We start from the raw sequence: 21,223 nt of genomic DNA on the forward strand, positions 1-21,223 counted from the left end.
ATGATGAGGTCGTAGTCGCGCGGTCCATCTGGTTTCAGCTCCGCCAACGTCTCGTCCGCGCCGAGTGCTTCGATGGCTTCTCGCCGCTCCTTACTTCGCGCTACCCCGGTGACATGAGCTCCAGTGAGCTTGGCGAGTTGGATAGCGAAGACTCCCACCCCTCCCGCTGCCCCTGTTATCAGGACTCGTTTGCCAAGGAGGAGGCCGCCACGCTGCAAAGCTCGATACGCGGTTTGACCTGCCACTGGAAGAGTCGCCGCCTGCTCATCGCTCACGTCGTCATCGAGGCGACCGAGCAAGGATGTCGCCACCGTCGCGTATTGCGCCCAGGTGCCGCGGGCAGGGAAGCCAGCGACCCGGGTTCCTGGAGGCGGCCCGGTTCCATCCGCGGCTCACTCAACCACCCTTCCCGCAAGCTCATATCCAGGGATACTCCCCATAGGCATGGACATGGTGCTGCCGTCCATACGTACGTCCCAAAAGTTTGGCAACGATGCGAGTTCCCCACGATTCACTGAGACGGCGCTCACCTCAACGACCGCCTCATCGGGACGCGGTTCCGGCATTGGCACATCTGCCAGCTTGACGTAAGGGGGTCTGGCGTAGTTACCCAAGCCCGCATTCGCCCGTGCTATTTGGCCCGTACCCCACATGTCCACGGCGGCTGGTCTGGTTGCGCGATGATCTTCGCAAGCGGGCGGGACGCCGATGCGAAGCGCTTCGATCCCAACTAAGCCAATACCGTGATGGAGGGGCAGAAGTGCCGGTTAGCGGATTTCGGTGATCTCCGGGCCGCGCTCGAATGGATCAAGGGACGGACGTTCCTCGCCCTCGGCGTCGTCATCAACCATCTCAAGGTCATCGTCGCTGACGGCATCCTCCGGCATCGTCAACGCAAGCATTTCGCCGGGCGCCATGGGCTGGGCGCCGCGGGTGACAATGCACCCGCGGAAGATGTCCTCGAAAACCTCCGCCGCGCGCGCATCCATTGCTGCGGCTCCGAGCATGACCCCCCGCAGTAGCCACCTAGGTCCCTCAACACCGACGAATCTGACTGGCTGGAATCCTTCTTCACCCTGCTCGTTGACGGCAGGAACGTTTGCTCGCAATTCGATCCCGAAGTTGCCCTCAGCTTCCTCAACCTCGCCGCCGGACTCGGTGATGCCATTTCCGAGCTCCTCGCGGACCTCGGACCAGAAGCCACTGGAACGGGGGGCGGCAAAAGGTTGCAGCTGTACTGCGGCTTCACCGAGGACAACCGTGATCGCAACGATCTGCTGGTTCTCCTCATCCACCTCGAGGTTCACACTCATGCCGTCCACGCCGGGGATCTGCAGGGCGCCAAAATCGACCCGCTGCATCCCGTCGTCCGGCGCCTCCGAGCTGTCGTAGGGACCCTCGGCCCGATTCACCTCGATGGTCGCAGCATCCTCAACGACATCGTTTTCGTCGACGGAGTCCCCATCGACAAGTTGGCTGTCTACCTGATCGTTGGACTCTGCATCGCTGTTATCGCGCTTCTTTTTGAACACGACGCCCACGCTACTGCTCATGCCCGCTGTGGTCACGCCGAGGCAGCCACTCAGCCGGTGGAACCGAATCCGCCTTCGCCGCGATGCGTTCCTGGCAACCGATCGACGTCGGCGAACTGGGCGCGGGCGACCTGCTGAACGACGAGTTGGGCGATCCGATCGCCGCGCTTGAGACTGACCGACTGTGACCGGTCGTGATTGATCAAATTGACCTTGATCTCGCCACGGAATGCGGCATCGATAGTCCCCGGGGCATTGACCATACCGATCCCATGCCGAACCGACAGGCCACTGCGCGGATGGACAAAGGCCGCGTATCCGTCGGGTAGCGCGATCGCGACACCGGTTGGCACCAACTGACGCTCCCCGGGTTCGAGTACAACGTCCACCGCGCTGTAGAGATCAGCGCCCGCATCGCCGGGGTGCGCGTATGCAGGGCTCGGAAGATTGGGGTCGAGGCGCAGCAGCAGCACTTGGACGTCTTGCGGCCGCGAGGCCCCAGTCATGGGTTGATCTCCCAGAGGCGACCAGTGCCGTCGGCGTTGCGCTCATCCCTGACCCGGGCGACGTCCTCCGGCCGACCGTTCTCGATGAAGTGCTCGAGGCCAACTTGGACGAATAGGGCTGCGGCCGTGAGCACCACCGGCCCGTCGGCCCCGCCCAACCGGCCGACCGCCCGGGTGTAGATCTTGCGACCAGATTGGCCGACGATCTCAGCGTCAATGTGCAGCAAGGCCCCGACTGGGACGGGTTTGCGGAAGTCGGTTTCCAACCGCGCGGTGACAGCAGGACCCCGAAGCAACCAGTTCAGCGAGCCGAGCGCCTCGTCGAACGCGGCTGCAAGCAGGCCACCGTGCGCCAACCCTGGCGCACCCTGATGATGTTCGGTGACTTCGAACTCCGCGCCGACGCGTAGCCCCTCGCCAACGGTGACCCGCATGTGGAGGCCGGTGGGATGCGCTTCGCCACAGCCAAAGCACTGTGGGTAGTGGTTGGTGATGACCTCACCAGGCGATGGAGCCTCTGGGTGCCTCACCGGCAGGAAGGCGTCGGGTGGGGGTGTCGTGGGAAGCCCCGGGAGCACCGGGGGAACGTCGGCAGCCATGGCGCAAGGCTAGTCCCGGGACGATCCGGGGCTAGCGCTGTCCGACGGACAATGCCGTGTCAGGCTTGTCACATGTCTGAAGCCAGCGTTGCCGGTGATCGCCCTTCAAAGCGCGTAACCCGCCGCTACCGCGAGCGCCTGCGCGCACCTATCTGGCTGTGGATCGTGTGCGCTGGGCTGGTTGCGCTCATTTCCTACGCCTACGCGTTTGCACTCGGAGATCTGGCGGGTATTGCGCTGGCCGTGGCGCTGGGCGGAATCGCCGTCTGGTTGCTCATCGTCACCGCACCGCTGGTCGAGGTCACAGACGAAGAGTTCAGGGTCGGACGCGCTCATATCGACTGGGCACATGTGGGTTTGGTGGCCACCCTCGACGCTGCGTCCGCGGACCGGGCGCGGGGCCGCGATGCCGACCCGAGGGCGTTCGCGGTGAGCCGCAGTCTGACTACCCGCACGGCCGTGACCATTGAAGTTCTGGACGACGACGACCCACACCCGTACTGGCTGGTGAGCACGCGAAACCCACAAGAGCTCGGCCACGCGATCACGCAGGCACAAGACGCAACCCGAACAAATTCGTCGTCCCGCTAGGTTGCTCGGTAGGGTCATCAGCACCACGAATCAATTCTCCAGCGGAGGCCACATGAGCATCAATGCCCGCACGATCGCCCCATTCGCAGCAATGGGCGTGACCTGGGCTGCCAGGAAAGGAATGGCAGCGGTCTACACCTCACGAACGGGTCATCCCCCGCCGACCGCAGACGACCGCGAGGTGTCCATCACTCGCGTACTCGTCTGGGCGATTACAACCGCAATGGTGTCCGCGACCATCACAGTCGTCATCAATCGAGTCGCCGCAGAGTACGCAGACGACGATGACGCGGTCACCGGCTCAGCCGATGCTCAACTGGAGCAGGCCTAGCTTCGAGCCAGCTGCACCTGGGAACTGGACCTACCTGTGAGTTAGATGCACTCGGTGCACACCGGCATGCCGTCGACCTCTTTGGCCAACTGGCTGCGGTGATGCACGAGGAAGCAGCGCGAACAGGTGAACTCGTCCGCCTGCTTGGGCAGCACTCGAACGGTCAGGGACTCGTCGGACAGATCCGCACCCGGGAGTTCGAGGTTCTCGGCCAGTTCAGTCTCGTCAACGTCTACTGCTGATGCGGCCTTGTCATTGCGCCGGGCCTTGAGTTCTTCGAGGCTGTCCTCGGCAAGCTCTTCGTCGGTCTTGCGGGGCGCGTCGTAGTCAGTCGCCATTCGGTCCCCCAATGTGGGCTATTCGGTTCGCGCGTTCACGCGGTGAAGGTCTGTTGGTCGGCTAACAACCAAGGCCGGCATTTCATTTCCAGCGGCTTGGCCTGTCGCGCCCCGGATTGTGCCCTACCTGACCCTGCACGTCCACCCCGGGGTGTGATCTGCTGTGCTCATGCCGCTCTACGCACTCGGTGACCGTACACCGAATATCGATCCAGCAGCCTTCATCCACCCCGATGCCGTCATCATCGGCGATGTCACCGTCGGACCGGAATCCTCGGTCTGGCCCACCGCAGTGCTCCGCGGCGATCACGGCAGCATCCGAGTGGGTGCCCGGACTTCCGTCCAGGACGGCACTATCGTGCATTGCACCTCGACGCTCGACACGATCATCGGCGACGGCTGCACAATCGGGCACAACGTCCACCTAGAAGGATGCGTCATCGAGGACGGCTGCCTGGTGGGATCCGGGTCCATCGTGCTCCACCACGCGGTGATCCGGACCGGTTCATTGGTCGGGGCACAAGCGCTCGTTCCCAACGGGATGGAAGTCCCGTCCGGGGCCATGGCCCTGGGGATACCCGCCAAGATCAAGCCGGATTCGGTGCATCCCGAGGTACTTGCGCACGCCGCTGACATCTACGTACACAACACTCACTGGTACAACGCGGACCTGCGCCGACTCGACTGATTCACGTAGGCCAGGCACGACAGTCTGCCGACGGTCCGCTTGCGGTCTGCGCGCGGTCAGTCGCGGTCGGCGTCAAGATCGACCAACAGATCGTGCAATGCGGGGAACAGCGTCGGGTTCGCGGCCATAAGCAGTTCGCCACTCGCGGCTGCACCCCGCAAACCGCCAACCATCGCGCCAGCCTCTTGGGCGATGAGCCCGGCAGCGCAGTGGTCCCATTCGTGCAACCCGCGCTCGTAGAAGCCATCCACCCGCCCAGCGGCCAGCCAGCACAGGTCGACGGCCGCACTGCCAGCCCGCCTAATCTCACGGACCGACGGCAGCAGCTGCGCGACCACCCGCCCTTGTGCTCGGCGCCTCGAGACCTCGTAGCCGAATCCCGTTGCGATGAGCGCCATCGTGAGTTCAGTCTGATTCGAGACCTGCAATATGCGGTCACCGGTGGCCGTGCGGCAGATCGCTCCCCCGCCACGGGTGGCCAAGTAGGTCTCGCCAAGGGAGGGGACGCGGACTACCCCGGCAACCGCGACTCCGTCGACCTCAACTCCGACGCTGACCGCCCAAATCGGCAGGTCGTAAAGGTAGTTCACGGTTCCATCGATCGGATCGATCACCCATCGCACGCCATTCGCCGAGGCACGGTCGGCGCCTTCCTCGCCCAGGACTCCATCGTCTGGTCGTCCGTCGAGCAGCATCTGAACGAGTAGCCGCTCGCTGCGTCGATCCATATCCGTGACAACGTCGGTGGCGCTCGACTTGGAGCTGACCTGCAACTCCGGCGGCCGACGCATCAGCATCTCTCCCGCTGCGAGTGCAGCCGCTTCGGCCCGATTGACTAGGTCAAGGAGATTTGGTTCGCCGGATTGGGATGCCATCCCGATAGCGTCACCCATCGCGGATTGGAAGGCAACAGCGTCCGCTACTCACCGGGGCTGTCGGTCCCGCACAGGGCCGGGCGCTCGCCTTTGTTGTTGGGACAACAACCCACCGGGCACACGTCGGGTGCAGCCCCCCAGGGTCCCAGCGCGATGCGCTCGGCCGTCGGGGTTTGTCGCACTCGCTCAGCGACAAGGTCGACCAGAGCGTGGACGAAGCGAGGATCAGTTCCGACTGTGGCCGCTCGAACGCACGGCAAGCCGACTTCCTGAGCCTGCTGCATTGCTTGGGTATCCAGGTCCCACATCACCTCCATGTGGTCGCTGGCGAAGCCGATCGGAATCATCACGGCGCCCTGCGCTGCCTGCTCTTTGAGTTCCACCAGGTAGTCGCCCACATCTGGCTCCAACCACGGAACCGTCGGTGGGCCAGAGCGCGACTGGTAGACGAGTTCCCAGGGCAATTCGCGCCCGAGCCTCACCGACACGCCACCCGCGATTTGTTCGGCCGCGAATCGATGCTGTCGCTCGTACATGTTTCCGCCGAGAAGCGGGTCACCGCTGGTGAGCGCCTGGCTGATGGGGATCGAGTGGGTTGTAAACACCAGCTGCGGAAGTGAGGCTCCCGCGCCTCGGATTCGCTCGACCGCTGCGACGGTGTTGTCGACCATGGCCTCGATGAAGGCAGGTTGATCGAACCAGCGCCTAACCTTCAGCAACTGCGGCGCGGGCCCTTGGCCATCGGACTGCACCTCTTGCACGGCGTCGTAGAGGTTCTCTCGATATTGCCGACAACCTGAGTAGGACGAGTAGCCGCTCGTGACGATCACGGCCGCGCACTGGACGCCATCGCCGCGCATCTGGCGCAGGGTGTGTGCCAGTAACGGATCCCAGTTTCGATTACCCCAATAGACTGGCAGATCGAGTCCGGACGCGGCCAATGCCTCGCGCAGAGCCGTTACTAGCTCACGGTTCTGCTCGTTAATCGGTGATATCCCGCCAAACGCCAGGTATTGCTCCGCGACCTTGGCTAGCCGCTGCGGAGGTATGCCTCTGCCAGCGGTGACGCGTTCAAGGAACGGCATCACATCCTGAGGTCTTTCCGGACCGCCGAAAGACAGCAACAAGACGGCATCGATCTGGGTCATGAGAGTGATTCTCGCCGGTCGCGGTCGGGCACGACTCGTGGACCCCGTTTGCGCATCGACTCAGGCAGCGTTCATGCTTCAGGTGTGGCGACATCCAAGAGCAGCAAAGCGATCGGTAGGAACGGAACCTGGCGTAACTGGGGACGAACGGTGCAAGCCAAGCCCGCGAACGTCTACAGCCCTGCCAACCCCGGCGATGTCAGCGCGCTCGTGAGCTCCGCAGCTCAACAGGGTCGAACCATTCGAATGATCGGTGCAGGTCATTCGTTCACCTCCACCGCGGTTGCCGACGACATGATGCTGCTGCCCGACAAGTTGCAGGGTGTCCGACACATCGACCCCGCAGCTGGCTCCATCACAGTCGAGGCCGGCATCAACCTCACTCGACTATGTGAAGTTCTGCATTCTCACGGCTTGGCTCTTACGAACATGGGCGATATCCGGGTGCAAAGCCTCGCCGGTGCCCTGCAGACCGGCACCCACGGAACGGGGCGCGACACCGGAACCTTCGCCGACATGGTGACGGGGTTGGAGCTAGTTGCCGGCGACGGCAGCGTGATCACGGCTTCGGCCACCCAGAATCCTGACGTCTTCAACGCTGCCCGGGTCGGACTAGGTGCCTTCGGCATCGTCACAGCCGTCACCCTGGCGGTTGAGCCAGCGTTTCGACTCCAAGCGCACGAGGCCCCCGCGCAGTTCGACGAGGTCGTCGAATCGTTTGACGGATGGACTGCAGCCCACGACCACGTGGAGTTCTACTGGTTTCCCCACACCGAGGGCTGTTACGTCAAATACAACGACCGGACGACCGACCCGACGGCCCCACCGTCAGCGTTCAAATCGTGGTGGGAAGAGGACTTCATGTCCAACACCGTGTTCGGAGCGACGTGTCGCTTCAGTCGAACCGCTCCCGGCTACACCCCTTTCGTCAATAAGATCGCCGCGAAAGCGCTGTCGGATCGCACGTACACCGACGATTCGTGGCGAGTCTTCACGTCCCCTCGCCGGGTCCGGTTCGCCGAGATGGAGTACGCCCTGCCCCGGGAGTCGCTGCTGCCAGCGCTGACCGATGTCAAGAAGTTGCTCTCCGAAGGCGCCTGGCGCATTTCCTTCCCCATTGAGGTCCGCAGCGTTCCGCGTGACACCTCGTGGCTTTCGCCGGCTACCGGCCGCGACACCGGGTACATCGCGGTCCACGCGTTCGACCGGACGGACCGCGAGTGGTTCCTGGCCGTAGAGGCGATCATGCGCAGCTATCAGGGTCGGCCACACTGGGGAAAGATCAACACCCGCACGGCCGCCGACCTGCGGCCCGCCTATCCCAACTGGGACAAGGCCATGGCGGTTCGTGATCAACTTGACCCCCAGCGTGTCTTCGCCAACGTCTACACCAGAGCGGTGTTGGGCGAGTAACCACCGCCGACTAGATTTCGTCCTTTGGCCCTTGATTAACACCCGGAGTGATTGATGCGCGAGTTGTCCTTCATGGGACCTTCGAACGACGGTCAGCGACTTCTCCTCGTCGACACTGACGGGACCGAGTTCGAGTTGGTTGTCGACTCGCGATTGGTCGCCGTCATCACCCGCGAGCATGGCACGACACCACCGGCACGGGCACAGGCGAAACGGGCGGCGCCGCTGCCTTCCCCCCGGGAGATTCAAGACCGGGTCCGCCATGGTGAATCGGTCGCGGACATTGCTACCGAGGCCGATGTCGACGAGGACCTGATTGCAAGGTTCGCACACCCGGTCATCACCGAGCGGGGACATGTGTCTGTCCAAGCACGCGCGGCGCACGTGCTGGTCGGCGGCGAGCGTCTCACCCTCGAAGATGCCGTCAGCGCACGGGTCAGAATCCGGGCGGTCGACCCGCTGTCGATCCGATGGGATGCGTGGCGACGCTCAGACGGGACCTGGTCCGTGGTCGCGGCGTACCCAGCTGCGCAGGGCGATCGAATCGCCACCTTCACCTACAACCCACGGGATGACTCGATCTCAGCCGTCGACGATGAGGCCATGTGGCTGCTGGAGCAAGCCTCTGCGCCGCAACCGCAGACACCGCCATTACCACCGACACCGCCGACAAACATCAATGATGGTCCCCGGCAGAACGGCGCGCCCCGGGGTGCAGCGGCATCAGAGCGCCCAGCAGCGAGCACACCAGTTCCACCGGATTCCAGCGAGGAATCCAAGCCGGCAAGGGCCTGGGATCAGTCGCATCCTGCCGCTCGAGCGGCGCAACGCAGGGAGTCTGCGGCGGAGGCGAGTCACCCTGCTGGCAGCGCCGCGCGTCGCGGCTCAGATTCGCCGACAAGTACTGCTGATACGCACACAGTCGCCCGCGACGCGGCCGAACCCGATTCACAGCAGGCTGACGACCGATCAGCAAGCGGGAAGTCAGCCGATAGCGCCCCGCATTGGGAAGAACTTCTCTTCGGGTCACCCAAAGACGAGGAGTAACGCACAGGGACGATGTGCCCTGGGCACGGCTGCTACTGGTGACGTGTCGGTACGACGCCGTACCCGTCAGCGCAGTCGTTCGCCGCTGGCGTTACTCAGCGCCCGGGCGAAGGCGAGCATTTGGTCCACGACGGTTCCGCCGTCTGCTGCCGAGGACACCCGTAGACCCAGGTCATCGTTGGTCGATGAACCAGTGAAGCCGTGATCGGCCTCGCATTGGGGATCACCGCAGGTGGCTGGCTCCAGATCTATCCGACTGACTGCGCCCCACCCAATCGTCAGGACGACCTCCGCGGGTGAGGAACCGGGCTGGTAGTTCTCCGGGTCGGCGATGACACGGGTCACCACCACGGAGTCAACTCGTTCCAATCGCACGGCCTCGCTGGATGCCGATGCGGTGGATGCCTCACCCGAACCATCCGGAGCGCCGTGTTCATCCACGTGAGCGATGATCAAGCGCGTCTCGGTAAGAGCCAGGACGGTGATATGGCGACGAAGCTGATCCTGGTCGAAGGTCGGCTCATGATGGACTGCGTAGGCACGAAGCTGCTCGTTTCCTAGCGCCGTCGCGAGACAGTCCTCGACGACCGCTGGGTAATAGCCGGTCAGTTCAATGTCACGGTGTAACGCGTCAGCGACGAGTGCGGATTCCGGCATGATTCGATTCTTGCACCGATTCGGTCACAGTAGGCGTCTGGCTTCAAGATCCGTGCGAACCTGCGGCCGCTGCGCGCTGCCGATGGCCCCCAACACCGCAATACCCTTGGCGTGCACGACGATCGGGTTCAGTTCCAGGTGGGCGACCTCCGGCAAGTCGTTCGCCAGGTGACCGAGTCTGGCAACGAGCTCTTCGAGCGCACGCGTGTCGACCGGGTTGTCTTGCAGATGCATCGCTGGGGTACCACCGAACAGCAACGGCGAGGCCTTGGGCGCTCGCACCAACTTGCGGGCATCCTGGTCGGTCAGCGGCGGAATCCGGTACCCGAAGTCCGCCAGGAGTTCCGGGATCACTCCCCCTAGGCGAAAGCTGACGACCGGACCAAAAAGCGGGTCCTCGACCGTGGTCGCAACGCAGGCCACGCCCGTTGGACACATGCGCTGGATGACCAGCCTGTCCACCGCGTCGGGCGCGAGAGTCGCCGTCATCGACATGAAGGCAGTCCGCAATGCTTGCTCATTCTCAATCGATAGGCGCAGACCACCCAAGTCGGTTCGGTGAACCAGTCGCTCCAGCGATGTCTTCATGACGACCGGATACCCAATCCGGGCTGCCTCGGCGACTGCTTGGTCCTCTGACCGGACCGGCGTGGACGGCCACAACTCGATGCCGTAGCAGGCCAGAATGTCGCTGAGCTGCTGGTCGGCGATATGTGTCATCGCACCGCCGTCACCGCTGGCGATGACCTCGTCGGCGAGGTGCCGCGCACGATGTCGCTCCAACCCGGCAAACCACGGCACCTTGCCCCGAGGAGCAGCTCGCCATTGGCTGTAGCCAACCACCGTTCGTAAAGCACGCAGAGCAGACTCAACGTCGGAGAAGAGCGGGATCGATCCGTGTCCTGGCATCTCGTAGGTGCTCATCGGACCCGCCAGTGCACGAGCTTGGTGTGCCAGCACCACGGCGATCAACGGCTTGGTTGCGCCATGCGACTGACGCAAAAGTGCCGCGCCAAGGTCATCGTCGCTGCCCATCAGCGGTGGCATGTGGGTTGCGACCACCGCGTCAACGCCCGGGTCGGCCAGGGCCTCGCCAATCAGTTCCTCGTTGAGCTCGACCTCCGCCTCCGTCTTGACGAGGCGAAGCGGGCCGACCGGTTCCAAGCCCAACGACACCGAGGCATCAGCTGCCAGGCGCCCGAGGGCATCGGAGTCAGTAAGCAACGCAACTCGGGGTCCCCTTGGCAGTGGTTGGAACGCAAGCACGCCAGCAAGGTCGAGCAACTCCCCCAAGCTGTCCACCTGGATCACGCCGGCCTGATCGAACATCGCATCAACCGCAGCCGCTGGCAGTTCGGTCGGACGCACTGCATGACCCATGGGGAGCGCTTGGGTCGACCTGCCGGATCGGACAGCAACGACGGGTTTGCGCGACGCCAGCCGACGGGCGATCCGCGTGAACTTGCGAGGATTACCGATGCTCTCCAGGTACAGCAACACCACCGAGGTCGAGTCGTCGTCCTGCCAGTACTGCAACATGTCATTGGCGGAAACGTCGGCCCGATTGCCTGCCGAGACAAACGTCGAGATTCCCAGACCCCGCCGGTTCGCCTCGGTCAAGATCGCCGCGCCGAACGCGCCGGTCTGTGAGAACAAGCCGATCCGGCCCCTGCCTGGCATCTCCTTGACCAGCGACGCGTTCATCTGCACGCGCGGATCGGTGTTGATCAAACCCAGGGTGTTCGGTCCAATCAGCCGCATCCCAGCCTCACGAATACTTGTCACAAACCGCCGCTGACGGGAGTAGTCGCCCTCGACCACGAATCCGCCGGAGAGCATGAGCAAGCCGCGCACGCCAGCAGTGGCGCACTGGGCCACGAGCGCCTCCGCCCGGTCCGGGGTGAGATCAACGAGCACCAAGTCAACGGTGTCGGACATCTCTGTCAACGATGCGAAGCCATTGATTCCGTCGACGTCTGCACCGCCCGGGTGCACAACGGCCAGCCGACCGCCGTACCCGCCGGCAACCAGGCTGGTCAGCGCCGTGCGCCCGATGGAGTCAGCTGACATGTCGTCAGCGACCACAACCACGCTCGTGGGCGCAACAAGTCGTGCAATCGACAGTGCCTCCGCACGATGCTCTCGGGAACGCGCCACGAGCCGTGACTTATAGGTGGGATCGATGTCGAAGTCGATGAGGACAATGCCCTCCTCAAGTTCCTGACTCGGGGTATAGCCCGCGGCTTCGAATGTTGCCAGCATCTTCTTGTTGCCCGACAACACTTCTGCCTTGAAGCGGTAGATCCCATTTTCGCGAGCGATCGCGGCCAAGTGCTCAAGCAGCACCGAACCAAGACCACGGCCCTGCTGATCGTCGGCCACGATGAAGGCGATCTCCGCCTCGGCGCGGCCGACCGAGTCGTACGTCCCGATCCCGATGATGTGCCCGCCCATGAGCGCAAGCAGACCGACGTGCTCGCGGTAATCAGTCGCCAATATCTTGTCTATTGACTTCGCGAGTAAGTCCGCGCTGGGGCTGAAGAACCTCATGTAGAGGGTCTCGTCGGTCAGCCCGTCATAGAACTCGCTGACCTCGTCGCGGTCAGCTCGTCGGACTGGTCGAATGTGACAGGTCCGACCGTCACGCAGGACGACGTCGGCCTCCCAATGACTGGGATAGTCCGGCACAGACCCCTGCTCAGCGGCGGCGGTAGTGTCGGACTCCTCCAAGGCGGGACCGGCGGAGGAGGAGCCTGTCTGCTCGGTCATCGTGGCAACGCTACCGTGGGTGGGGTGGCCCTGCCGGATGTGAACACGATCGTCGTAGGCGAACTCATGACCGACGTCGTGGCCAACGTTCACGGGACAGTCCGAACGGGGACCGACACCGCAGCTTCGGTCCAGACTCACGGCGGCGGTGCGGGAGCGAACACAGCCGCTTGGCTTGCAGCCGAGGGAACGGGCACGGCCTTCATCGGCCGCGTCGGCGACGACGATTTGGGCCGCGCTGCCGTGGAGCACCTGCGTGAATCAGGTGTCCAGCCCTACGTGACCGTGGATCGAACCCGACCGACCGGGACCTGCGTCGTTCTGATGTTCCCCGATGGCACGCGGGCCAAATTGCCAGACATCGGTGCCAATGCCGGACTAGCACCCGCCGACCTGCCCGAGGAGATCTTTGCCCCTGGTCGGCACCTTCATCTGACCGGCTACCCGCTGCTTCACGAGAAATCTCGGCTCGCAGCCCTTGCGGCACTCGATCTGGCCCGGCTACGGCGGATGACGACAAGCGTCGATCCCGCATCCTCCGGACCATTGCGCGATGTCGGCCCGCACATGTTCATCGGCTGGACCGCCGGGTGCGACCTACTGTTCGCAAACGCCGAGGAGGCCACCGCGCTCGCTGGCGTACCCGACCCCCGGGAAGCGGCGCGGGCGCTCACCAATTCCTACCGCAACGTCGTGGTCAAACTCGGGCCCGAGGGTGCGCTGTGGACATCCAGCGACATGGAAGCGGTAACCAGTCCTGCCTTGGCGGTGACACTGGCAGATACCCGCGGCGCTGGTGACGCCTTCGCCGCTGGGTTCCTGCCCGCCTGGCTCGCCGGGATGGGCCCAGACGCCGCGCTCGCATCAGGCAACAGACTCGCCGCAATGGCCGTGTCAATGGATACCGCACGCCCGTGAACGGGGAGAATACCTAGGTGCCCGCTCGTTCTACTCCAACAACCGCGCCCGTTGAAGAACGAATTGTCGACATTGACGTTGGCGAAGAGATGCGCGGCAGTTTTCTCGAATATGCGTATTCGGTCATCTATTCGCGCGCACTGCCCGATGCCCGCGATGGTCTGAAACCGGTTCAGCGGCGGATTCTCTACCAAATGGCGCAGATGGGTCTGCGACCTGACCGGGGTCACGTCAAGAGCGCGCGCGTTGTCGGTGAAGTCATGGGACGCCTCCACCCGCATGGCGATTCCGCAATCTACGAGGCCCTTGTTCGGATGGCCCAGCCGTTCTCGCTGCGCTTGCCATTGATCGACGGCCACGGCAACTTCGGTTCCTTAGACGACCGCGCGGCCGCTATGCGTTACACCGAATGCCGACTCGCTCCTGCCGCCGCGACAGTGACCGAGAGCTTGAATGAGGACGTGGTCGACTACGTCGCCAACTATGACGGTCGAGAGCTTGAACCCGTGGTGCTGCCAGCAGCCGTCCCGTTGTTGCTCGTCAATGGCGCGGCCGGAATTGCCGTTGGAATGGCGACGAACATGCCGCCGCACAACCTCGGCGAGGTCTGTGCTGCCGCCAAACTGATTCTCCGGAGACCGCGCGCATCCCTCGAGGAGGTCATGGAGTTGGTGCCCGGTCCCGATTTGCCTAGCGGGGGGCAGATCTTAGGGATGAGTGGCATCGAGGACGCATACCGCGCCGGCAAGGGCTCGTTCCGGATGCGCGCAGCGACCCGAATCGAACAGGTGTCAGCGCGACGCAAGGGAATCGTGGTGACGGCTTTGCCATATGGCGTAGGCCCGGAGCGCCTGATCGAAAAGATCAAGGAACTCGTGATCGCCAAGAAGGTCGAGGGCATCGCCGATCTGGTCGATCTGACCGATGGCGACAAGGGGATGCAACTGGTCATTGAACTGAAGAGCGGATTCTCCCCCGAAGCCGTTCGCGACGTTCTCTATCGGCTGACGCCGCTGGAGGAATCGTTCAATGTCAACAACGTGGCACTCGTCGACGGTCAACCACGGACACTGAGCCTGCTTGAGATGTTGCATGTGTTCGTTGATCACCGGGTGGACGTTGTTCGACGTCGCTCGCAGTTCCGCCTCGACAGGGCGGCCGACCGGCTTCACCTGGTCGACGGGCTGCTCATTGCGACTCTCAACATCGACGAGGTCGTCGCGCTCATCCGCTCAAGCGATGACGCCTCGGTGGCCAAACAGCGCCTCATGGACGTCTTCGACTTGTCCGAACTACAGGCGACGCACATCCTCGATATGCCACTGCGTCGGCTGACCAAGTACTCACGAATCGAACTGGAAACCGAACGGGACAAGCTCAACGCAGCGATCGCTGAGCTGCAGCGCATTCTCGACGAACCCAAAGTGCTGCGATCGGTGGTCTCCCGGGAACTCGACGCGGCCGTGGCTGAACACGCAACGCCGCGCCGCACGATCCTGCTTGATGGTGTCATGCCAGTGACCGCCGCCAACCCGACATCACTAGAGGTTCCGGACGAGCCCTGTCGGGTGGTTCTGACGACCTCTGGGCTGTTGGCGCGGACATCGAGTGCCGACGATCCGGGGCAGGCTGAACTCAGCGACCATGCACTGCGTGCGACGGCCGAAAGCACGACGCGAGGCGAGTTGGCGGTTATCACCTCTGCTGGTCGGGCGCATCGCATCAAGGTAATCGAACTACCCATGACCTCCACGGGACACTCGGTCGCGGGCGCACCTGTTTCGGAGTACTGCTCCTTCGAGAGATCAGAGGTGGCGGTTGGGTTGCTGCCGATTGACTTGTCCGAATCCGAACAGCCAGTCGCGCTGGCGCTAGGCACTGAGCAGGGAGTTGTCAAACGCCTGTCCGCCGACGTGCCCTCTGGCAAGGACACCTGGGATGTGATCAAGCTCAAGGCCGGTGACCGCGTCGTCGGTGCGACGATGTCAGCAGACACCGACGAGTTGGTATTTGTGACTTCCAACGCGCACTTGCTGCGGTTTGGTGCGAGCAGCGTTCGCCCGCAGGGACGCACAGCCGGTGGGATGGCTGGGATCAAGCTCGCCGCCGACGCACAGGTCGTCTTCTTTGGAGCGGTGACCGCGCAGCACAACGACGTGCTCGTCGCCACCGTCGCCGGGTCGCTCGGTCTGCTGGCCGGTACTGCAGCGACCTCCGCGAAGGTCAGTAAATGGACGGAGTTCCCGGCGAAAGGTCGCGCCACTGGCGGTATCCGTTGTCAGCGCTTGATCAAGGGCGAGGATGCGCTCATCTTGGCCTGGGTCGGTCGGGCTCCTGTGCGCGCGGAAAACGCGGGCGGGAAACCAATCTCGATCAACCTGTCGCCCAAGGCCCGGAATGCCTCTGGCGACAAACTCAAGAGCACAACCATCGCCGCATTGGGCGGCAGTCGCTGGTGAGCAAGATCGTCGACGGTTGCGCCTTCGAAGCCGAACGCATCGGCGAGGCGATGCCGGGCACGGCTCCATTCGCGCTGGGATGGATCGCGATTGAACAACCAGGACCGTACGGGCGCGAGGCACTCACGGAGAGCCACTTTCCCCGCGACGTCGGCGCCCAGTTGAAGGCACGGGTCGATGAATTGAGCATCAAGGCGACTTTGATTCGGTCGGCTGGTCGTCATGCCGATCGCGGCCTGCTCGATGACCCTCGTCACGTCTGGGTGGCTTGCACGCAGCCCGCGCGGGTCATGCTTGGGCGGCTCACCATCACCGACCCAGCCGAGGTGCTGGACTTCAATCTGGCGGCGCTCGTTGCCGGAGACATCAGTGCGGTAGCACCCGGCATCTCCCGAGATGACGATCCGCTCCTACTGGTCTGCAGCCATTCACGTCGAGATGTTTGCTGCGCTCGCGCCGGCCGTCCCCTGGCGCTGGCCCTGGCCGCCGACCCGCGCTGGCAGGGGCGAGTCTGGGAGAGCTCGCACATTGGCGGCCATCGATTTGCCCCGACCGCAGTCACCTTGCCATCGGGTTGGGTCCACGGGCGCCTGAGCGAGGACGATGGGGACCGGGTGCTGCAGGCCGCGTCGGCGGGTCACGTCGACCTCGTGACTGCCCGCGGTCGGACATCGCTGCCCGCCCAGGCGCAGGTTGCCGATTTGGCCGTCCGAGAGGTTTGCGGGATGGTCGATCTCGACGGAACTCGGGTGACACCCGGGGACGGTCCTGGCCGGTGGCGGGTTGCGACTGCGGACTTCCGTCAGTTCGAGGTCTCGGTGCGAGCCCAGACGGGAGTACCGCGGCGGGAATCTTGCAACAAGACAGCGGCAGCGTGGGAGCAATTCGTCGTTGATTCGCTGCGCGAACTCAACACCTGACCTCCCAACGCCACAGCGGTCCGTCATCAGACTCCGCTATCTCGGCGACCTTGGTGAACCCGCAGCGGATGAGCATGGACGGCGACGGGCCTGGTTCCGCAACGGTGAACGCATAGACCATCGTGGCTCCCCGCTGCGCGGCACTGGCGACCAGTGCCCGTACCGCTGCCGCGCCGATCCCCTCCCCTTGTCGGGCTGGAGCAATGCTCAGCCCGAGTTCGACGCTGCCCAGTTCCGGTGGCCCGTTGAAACCGCCCATGCCCACCAACTCGTTGTCCATTGAGTCGACGATCAAGTGGGTTGACCATGCTGGGTCCATGCCCAAGTTGAGGCGCTCGGCGGTGAACTCCAGTGCCTCCGGAAAGGCCAAGTAGCCTTGGGCCACCGTCATCCCCGTGGCGGTCGAGAATGCGTCGTCGCCGCTCAGCAGGTAGGCCAAATCCTCCTCCTGCACCGGGACAACTCTGATGTCGGGGTCCACGTTTTCCGCTCACTCATGGCACGGGGCGCCTACTTGAAGCGCGCACCCGAAAGGTAGCCAACCACAACGATTCGATGGGTGGGATTGTGGAAACGGTCACGCCACCGGCGGCCAGCAGCATTGTCTTCCGGAGTGGCGCACGTCGAGAGCACAATCGCTGACTCAGTGGCCTTCCGACCGGGGTGGCCTGGGACTTGCGCGGTCTGGCGTGCGCGTGACTGTGCGGATCGGAAGTTGATCCACATGTGCGATGCGACCGTATATACGTACGTCGTCTTCCCTTTGGTGATGAAGATCTTCTGGCCCTTTCGCAACTGGGGTACTCGGCCCATCGGCGCATTGGCCGACGTCCGGTGGCCTGTGAGCAGGAAGTTGCCCACCTGTCCAGGTCCAACGCCGCCCCAGTGACCATAGGGAGCAGCTGACCGACCTCGATTATTGATCATCGTGCCCACTCGGTCATCGGGTCGACCCCGGTAACGCACAACGCGCAGACTCGAGATTCCCGCCTTCGGCACTGTGAGTCGGGCGTAGGTTCGTAGCGTCGAGCTGCTCTTGGCTGCGGGAACTTGGGCCACAGTTTGAGGCACCCGGCTGCTCGCAGCGACAGCAGTGCTCGCAGTAGCGCCAACTCCGGCCAAACCGACAACAACAGAACTGCCAACTGCGGCGAGGGTGCACAATCCTGTCCGCACAACGATCACCTCCTACCAACCCGAGACGTGCCTCCAGTCTAGTCGCCCGCTGGCCTAAGTGAGCCGTTCAAGGCAGGACCTCATCTGACCGGGGATGTCGGTGGGACGACGTCGCTGCCGGTCCACGAACACGTGCACAAAGTGTCCAGTTGCAGCTGGTCGAGGATCAGCGGTCGAATACAGCCCGATCTCGTACCGCACGCTGGTACGACCGAGTTTCGCGACTCTCAGCCCTGCGCTGACGACCTCCGGGAACGACAGCGATCTGTGGAACTCGCAGCGCGTCTCGATCGCCAAGCCGATGACTTCGCCGCTGCCAGGGTCCAGGCCGCCCTCGCGAATGAGGTACTCGTTGATGACCGTGTCGAAGAACGAGTAGTACTGCACGTTGTTCACGTGCCCATAGATGTCGTTATCCATCCAACGGGTGGGAATCTGCAGCCAATGGCGGTAGGAGTCTCGGCCACTGTCAACGGCGTCAGTCATCCATCATCACCACCTGGCGCAGTGCCTGCCCTTGCTCGAGGCGATCGAGGGCAACGTTGATGTCGGCAAGCGCAAACTGCTCACCCAATATTCGGTCAACTGGTAGCCGACCCGCCCGCCACAACTTCAGGTAGCGCGGAACGTCGCGCGTCGGCACCGACGATCCCAGGTATGAGCCTCGCAGAGTTCGTTCCTCGGCCACGAGCGTCGTCGGAGCGATAGGCCATGTAGCCGATGGATGGGGCAGGCTCGCCGTCACGGTCGTGCCGCCCCGACGGGTGCCCTGGTAAGCGGTCTCCAACGCAGGGATGACACCGGCGGTCTCGACTGCCAAATCCACACCACCACCGGTCGCGTCTCGGATCTGCTCGACCGCGGCCTCGTCGGCCTTGAACGTCCAAGTCGCCCCGAGTTCACGGGCCAGGTGCAGCTTCTCCGCGCTCGTGTCGACCGCGATGACCTCGGCCCCACCGGCGGCCACCGCTCCGATCAGGGCGGCCATACCAACTCCCCCTAGTCCGATCACGGCAACGCTTTGCCCTGCACGGAGTCGACCGGTGTTGACCACCGCACCAACTCCGGTCAGCACGGCACATCCGAATAGGGCCGCAATCTCGGGCGGGATGTTCGAATCGATGACTACCAGCGAGTTCTCCGACACGACCGCGTGCTGAGCGAAACTCGAGACACCAAGATGATGATGAAGCACGGCGCCATCGACGTCCTTGAGCCGCCGTTCGCCGGATAGCAGCGTGCCAGCAGCATTGGCTGCGGCAGCGGACTCACACAGAGCGCTGCGGCCCTCGCGACAGGGCGAGCAGACGCCACAAGAGGGGACAAAGACCGTCACCACGTGGTCTCCGGGTTGTACCTGCGTCACACCCGCTCCCACTTGCTGCACCACTGCTGCCGATTCGTGACCCAGAGCCATCGGCAGGGGTCGCGGTCGGTCGCCATTGACAACGGAAAGGTCAGAGTGACACACCCCGGCCGCCGTGATCTTGATCAACACTTCACCGAAACCCGGTTCGTCCAGGGATACCGGTTCAACGCGCAAGGGCGTGGAGGCTTCGTACGGTCGCACCGACCCCCGCTCGCGAAGGACACTGGCCGTCGTGATCAAGTTCGCACCTCGCTACCGACGTTAATGTTGCTCGCTGGGGGATCGATCAGGACACCGGGATTCATGACGCTCGCGGGATCCACCGTTGCTTTTGCCCCGGACAATGCCGCCGCGAATACGTCTGGTCGCTGCTGGTCGTACCAGGGTCGATGGTCTCGGCCAACCGCGTGATGGTGCGTGATGGTTCCACCAGCGGCAATCAGTTCATCACTAACGGCGAGTTTGATCTGGTCCCACTGTTCGATCTCGGCTCCTCTCCGCGCAGGTGCCACCACCGTGAAGTACACCCCCGCTCCGTCGGGGTATGCATGCGTAATCCGTGCGGTTATCTGCCCGCCGGGTCCACACACTCGGGTGATCGCCTCCTGCCCGGCCTGCAGTACTCGAGAGTAGAAATCCGGAAGGCGGTGCCAGGTGATTGCGGACTCGAATGTCTCGGCCAGTACCCCGACCGCGACCAGGGTGTCGCGCAGATACGGCGCTCTGATGAACGACTCGCGCCAGCTTCCGGCTGCATCGCCGACGGTCCCGGATCCGGAGTCATCCCACCGTCCGCCAGCAACGCGACAGTGTTCCAACGCCCTGGTGAGCATCTGATCGACTGGCGCATCGGCGGATTCAAATCCCAACACCAGTAGTGCCGTCCGACCGTCGCCGGCACCGTTGAGGCGGGCCTCGGCGGCATCGATGAACCGGCAATTTGCTGGTTGCAGACCAGCCTGCGCAATTGACCGAAGCGCTTGCGCGCCAGTGAGAAAGTCGGGAAACGAGACCGACTTGTCCGCCCGGAAGGTGGGCTTTGGAATGACTCGCACCCACGCCTCGGTGATGATCCCGAGCGAGCCTTCACTGCCCAACAACATCCGGTCCGGGCTGACACCCGCGCCGCTTGCAGGTAGGCGGCGTGACTCCCACGAGCCCGTCGGTGTCACTGCTCGCACACTCTCAACCAGATCGTCTATGTGTGTTGGCCCAGTCGCGAAGTGCCCCGCCGCACGGGTGGCGAGCCAACCCCCCATGGTCGACAATTCGAAGGATTGTGGGAAGAAGCGAAGGGTGAGGCCATGCTCGCTCAGCTGCTGTTCGATCTGTGGACCCGACGCGCCGGCCTGGATCCGAGCGGCGCGCGACACTGCGTCAACCTCGGTCACCCGGTTGAGTGCAGACATATCGATCGAGACAGCGCCGCCGTAACCCGCAGGCAGCCTCGCCTCGACGCCGCCGACGACACTGGTGCCGCCACCGTAGGGAATGGCGGCCAGCGACTGGTCGCTGCACCAGTTCAGGACCTCTTCGATCTCGCGTTCTGTCCGCGGGAACGCCACGACATCGGGCGGGTTGTCGAATTTCCCGTAGAACCCACGAACGAGGTCGCGGTAGGACTTCCCGTACGTGTGGCTCACCCGAGCCCGCCTATCCGATGTGCAGAAGGCAACGAGCTCCGGCGACACGGGGATTCGAGCGGGCGCGAGCGCTATTTCCCGCAGGGGCATGGGACGCTGCGCTGAGAGCCCTGAGAACCCGAGGTGCTGTCCAACCATGGCCGTCGCGGACTGAATCTCTTCAAAACTTGCCTGTTCATCCTCGAAGCCCCACCCCCAGTGGCTTCGGTGGCGTGTCGGTTCCCTGGCCATAGCCGAAGGTTAC

22 protein-coding genes are annotated in these 21,223 nt (G+C 63.7%); 8 read left to right on the forward strand and 14 right to left on the reverse strand.

The annotated features are described in order from the left end of the window. The 4 genes from KAZ48_06500 to KAZ48_06515 form a co-directional block, all read right to left on the reverse strand. On the reverse strand, positions 1 to 311 hold a 311-nt coding region (locus tag KAZ48_06500), incomplete at its 3' end, for a zinc-binding dehydrogenase (GenBank protein MBP7972432.1). A 456-nt stretch (positions 312 to 767) separates the two neighbouring features. Then, positions 768 to 1,553 carry a DUF3710 domain-containing protein gene (locus KAZ48_06505; GenBank protein ID MBP7972433.1) on the reverse strand — a complete coding sequence of 262 codons (786 nt, stop codon included), beginning with the start codon at positions 1,551 to 1,553 and terminating at the stop codon, positions 768 to 770. Between the two features lie 29 nt (positions 1,554 to 1,582). After that, entirely contained in the window at positions 1,583 to 2,038 is a 456-nt protein-coding gene (gene dut / locus KAZ48_06510; protein ID MBP7972434.1) for a dUTP diphosphatase, read from the reverse strand. Then, positions 2,035 to 2,637, reverse strand: coding sequence for a PaaI family thioesterase (locus tag KAZ48_06515; protein ID MBP7972435.1), 603 nt, complete (start codon positions 2,635 to 2,637; stop codon positions 2,035 to 2,037). Before KAZ48_06515 ends, dut begins: the two co-directional genes overlap by 4 nt. Before the next feature lie 72 nt (positions 2,638 to 2,709). Here KAZ48_06515 and KAZ48_06520 point away from each other — a divergent pair, with 72 nt between their 5' ends. Beyond that, a complete protein-coding gene (locus KAZ48_06520) occupies positions 2,710 to 3,228 on the forward strand; it encodes a DUF3093 domain-containing protein (protein MBP7972436.1) in 519 nt (172 codons plus the stop codon). 52 nt (positions 3,229 to 3,280) lie between these two features. Then, entirely contained in the window at positions 3,281 to 3,559 is a 279-nt protein-coding gene (locus KAZ48_06525) for a DUF4235 domain-containing protein (GenBank protein ID MBP7972437.1), read from the forward strand. Between the two features lie 41 nt (positions 3,560 to 3,600). Here KAZ48_06525 and KAZ48_06530 read toward each other — a convergent pair whose 3' ends face one another. Next, a complete protein-coding gene (locus KAZ48_06530; GenBank protein ID MBP7972438.1) occupies positions 3,601 to 3,897 on the reverse strand; it encodes a DUF4193 domain-containing protein in 297 nt (98 codons plus the stop codon). A 169-nt stretch (positions 3,898 to 4,066) separates the two neighbouring features. Here KAZ48_06530 and KAZ48_06535 point away from each other — a divergent pair, with 169 nt between their 5' ends. After that, positions 4,067 to 4,585: a gamma carbonic anhydrase family protein gene (locus KAZ48_06535; GenBank protein MBP7972439.1), complete on the forward strand. Its 519-nt coding sequence runs from the start codon at positions 4,067 to 4,069 to the stop codon at positions 4,583 to 4,585. A 56-nt stretch (positions 4,586 to 4,641) separates the two neighbouring features. Here KAZ48_06535 and KAZ48_06540 read toward each other — a convergent pair whose 3' ends face one another. Together KAZ48_06540 and KAZ48_06545 are read right to left on the reverse strand one after the other, a co-directional pair. Next, positions 4,642 to 5,460, reverse strand: a complete 819-nt coding sequence (locus KAZ48_06540; protein MBP7972440.1) for an inositol monophosphatase — start codon at positions 5,458 to 5,460, stop codon at positions 4,642 to 4,644. 44 nt (positions 5,461 to 5,504) lie between these two features. Next, complete coding sequence (locus KAZ48_06545) at positions 5,505 to 6,608, reverse strand: ferrochelatase (protein ID MBP7972441.1); 1,104 nt, start codon at positions 6,606 to 6,608, stop codon at positions 5,505 to 5,507. A gap of 84 nt (positions 6,609 to 6,692) precedes the next feature. On the opposite strand from KAZ48_06545, the gene KAZ48_06550 reads away from it, so the two are divergent. Together KAZ48_06550 and KAZ48_06555 are read left to right on the forward strand one after the other, a co-directional pair. Continuing rightward, the gene (locus KAZ48_06550; GenBank protein MBP7972442.1) at positions 6,693 to 8,021 is read left to right on the forward strand and encodes an FAD-binding protein; all 1,329 of its coding nucleotides are present in this window, start codon (positions 6,693 to 6,695) and stop codon (positions 8,019 to 8,021) included. Between the two features lie 72 nt (positions 8,022 to 8,093). Beyond that, positions 8,094 to 9,068, forward strand: coding sequence for a DUF3071 domain-containing protein (locus tag KAZ48_06555; protein ID MBP7972443.1), 975 nt, complete (start codon positions 8,094 to 8,096; stop codon positions 9,066 to 9,068). Positions 9,069 to 9,134: 66 nt separating this feature from the next. Here the strand turns inward: KAZ48_06555 and KAZ48_06560 are convergent, their stop codons facing one another. Together KAZ48_06560 and KAZ48_06565 are read right to left on the reverse strand one after the other, a co-directional pair. Continuing rightward, positions 9,135 to 9,725, reverse strand: coding sequence for a hypothetical protein (locus tag KAZ48_06560; GenBank protein MBP7972444.1), 591 nt, complete (start codon positions 9,723 to 9,725; stop codon positions 9,135 to 9,137). A gap of 24 nt (positions 9,726 to 9,749) precedes the next feature. Then, entirely contained in the window at positions 9,750 to 12,494 is a 2,745-nt protein-coding gene (locus KAZ48_06565) for a GNAT family N-acetyltransferase (GenBank protein MBP7972445.1), read from the reverse strand. A gap of 24 nt (positions 12,495 to 12,518) precedes the next feature. Here KAZ48_06565 and KAZ48_06570 point away from each other — a divergent pair, with 24 nt between their 5' ends. From KAZ48_06570 to KAZ48_06580, 3 genes are all read left to right on the forward strand, one after another. Beyond that, the gene (locus tag KAZ48_06570) at positions 12,519 to 13,412 is read left to right on the forward strand and encodes a sugar kinase (GenBank protein MBP7972446.1); all 894 of its coding nucleotides are present in this window, start codon (positions 12,519 to 12,521) and stop codon (positions 13,410 to 13,412) included. 89 nt (positions 13,413 to 13,501) lie between these two features. Next, positions 13,502 to 15,871: a DNA topoisomerase IV subunit A gene (locus KAZ48_06575; protein ID MBP7972447.1), complete on the forward strand. Its 2,370-nt coding sequence runs from the start codon at positions 13,502 to 13,504 to the stop codon at positions 15,869 to 15,871. Further along, on the forward strand, positions 15,868 to 16,791 hold the full coding sequence (locus KAZ48_06580; protein ID MBP7972448.1) for a hypothetical protein: 924 nt from the start codon (positions 15,868 to 15,870) through the stop codon (positions 16,789 to 16,791). Before KAZ48_06575 ends, KAZ48_06580 begins: the two co-directional genes overlap by 4 nt. Here the strand turns inward: KAZ48_06580 and KAZ48_06585 are convergent. The 5 genes from KAZ48_06585 to KAZ48_06605 are packed head-to-tail and all read right to left on the reverse strand — an operon-like array spanning position 16,781 to position 21,210. Beyond that, positions 16,781 to 17,245, reverse strand: a complete 465-nt coding sequence (locus tag KAZ48_06585; protein ID MBP7972449.1) for a GNAT family N-acetyltransferase — start codon at positions 17,243 to 17,245, stop codon at positions 16,781 to 16,783. The two genes, KAZ48_06580 and KAZ48_06585, sit on opposite strands and share 11 nt — an antisense overlap. Before the next feature lie 56 nt (positions 17,246 to 17,301). Next, positions 17,302 to 17,967 carry a class E sortase gene (locus KAZ48_06590; protein ID MBP7972450.1) on the reverse strand — a complete coding sequence of 222 codons (666 nt, stop codon included), beginning with the start codon at positions 17,965 to 17,967 and terminating at the stop codon, positions 17,302 to 17,304. Positions 17,968 to 18,021: 54 nt separating this feature from the next. After that, the gene (locus KAZ48_06595) at positions 18,022 to 18,453 is read right to left on the reverse strand and encodes an acyl-CoA thioesterase (protein MBP7972451.1); all 432 of its coding nucleotides are present in this window, start codon (positions 18,451 to 18,453) and stop codon (positions 18,022 to 18,024) included. Beyond that, positions 18,446 to 19,573 carry a zinc-dependent alcohol dehydrogenase family protein gene (locus KAZ48_06600; protein MBP7972452.1) on the reverse strand — a complete coding sequence of 376 codons (1,128 nt, stop codon included), beginning with the start codon at positions 19,571 to 19,573 and terminating at the stop codon, positions 18,446 to 18,448. Before KAZ48_06600 ends, KAZ48_06595 begins: the two co-directional genes overlap by 8 nt. Beyond that, positions 19,573 to 21,210: an FAD-binding oxidoreductase gene (locus KAZ48_06605; protein MBP7972453.1), complete on the reverse strand. Its 1,638-nt coding sequence runs from the start codon at positions 21,208 to 21,210 to the stop codon at positions 19,573 to 19,575. Before KAZ48_06605 ends, KAZ48_06600 begins: the two co-directional genes overlap by 1 nt. Positions 21,211 to 21,223: the final 13 nt, after the last annotated feature.

Source organism: Candidatus Nanopelagicales bacterium (assembly GCA_018003655.1).
Taxonomy (GTDB): Bacteria; Actinomycetota; Actinomycetes; order S36-B12; family UBA10799; genus JAGNDY01.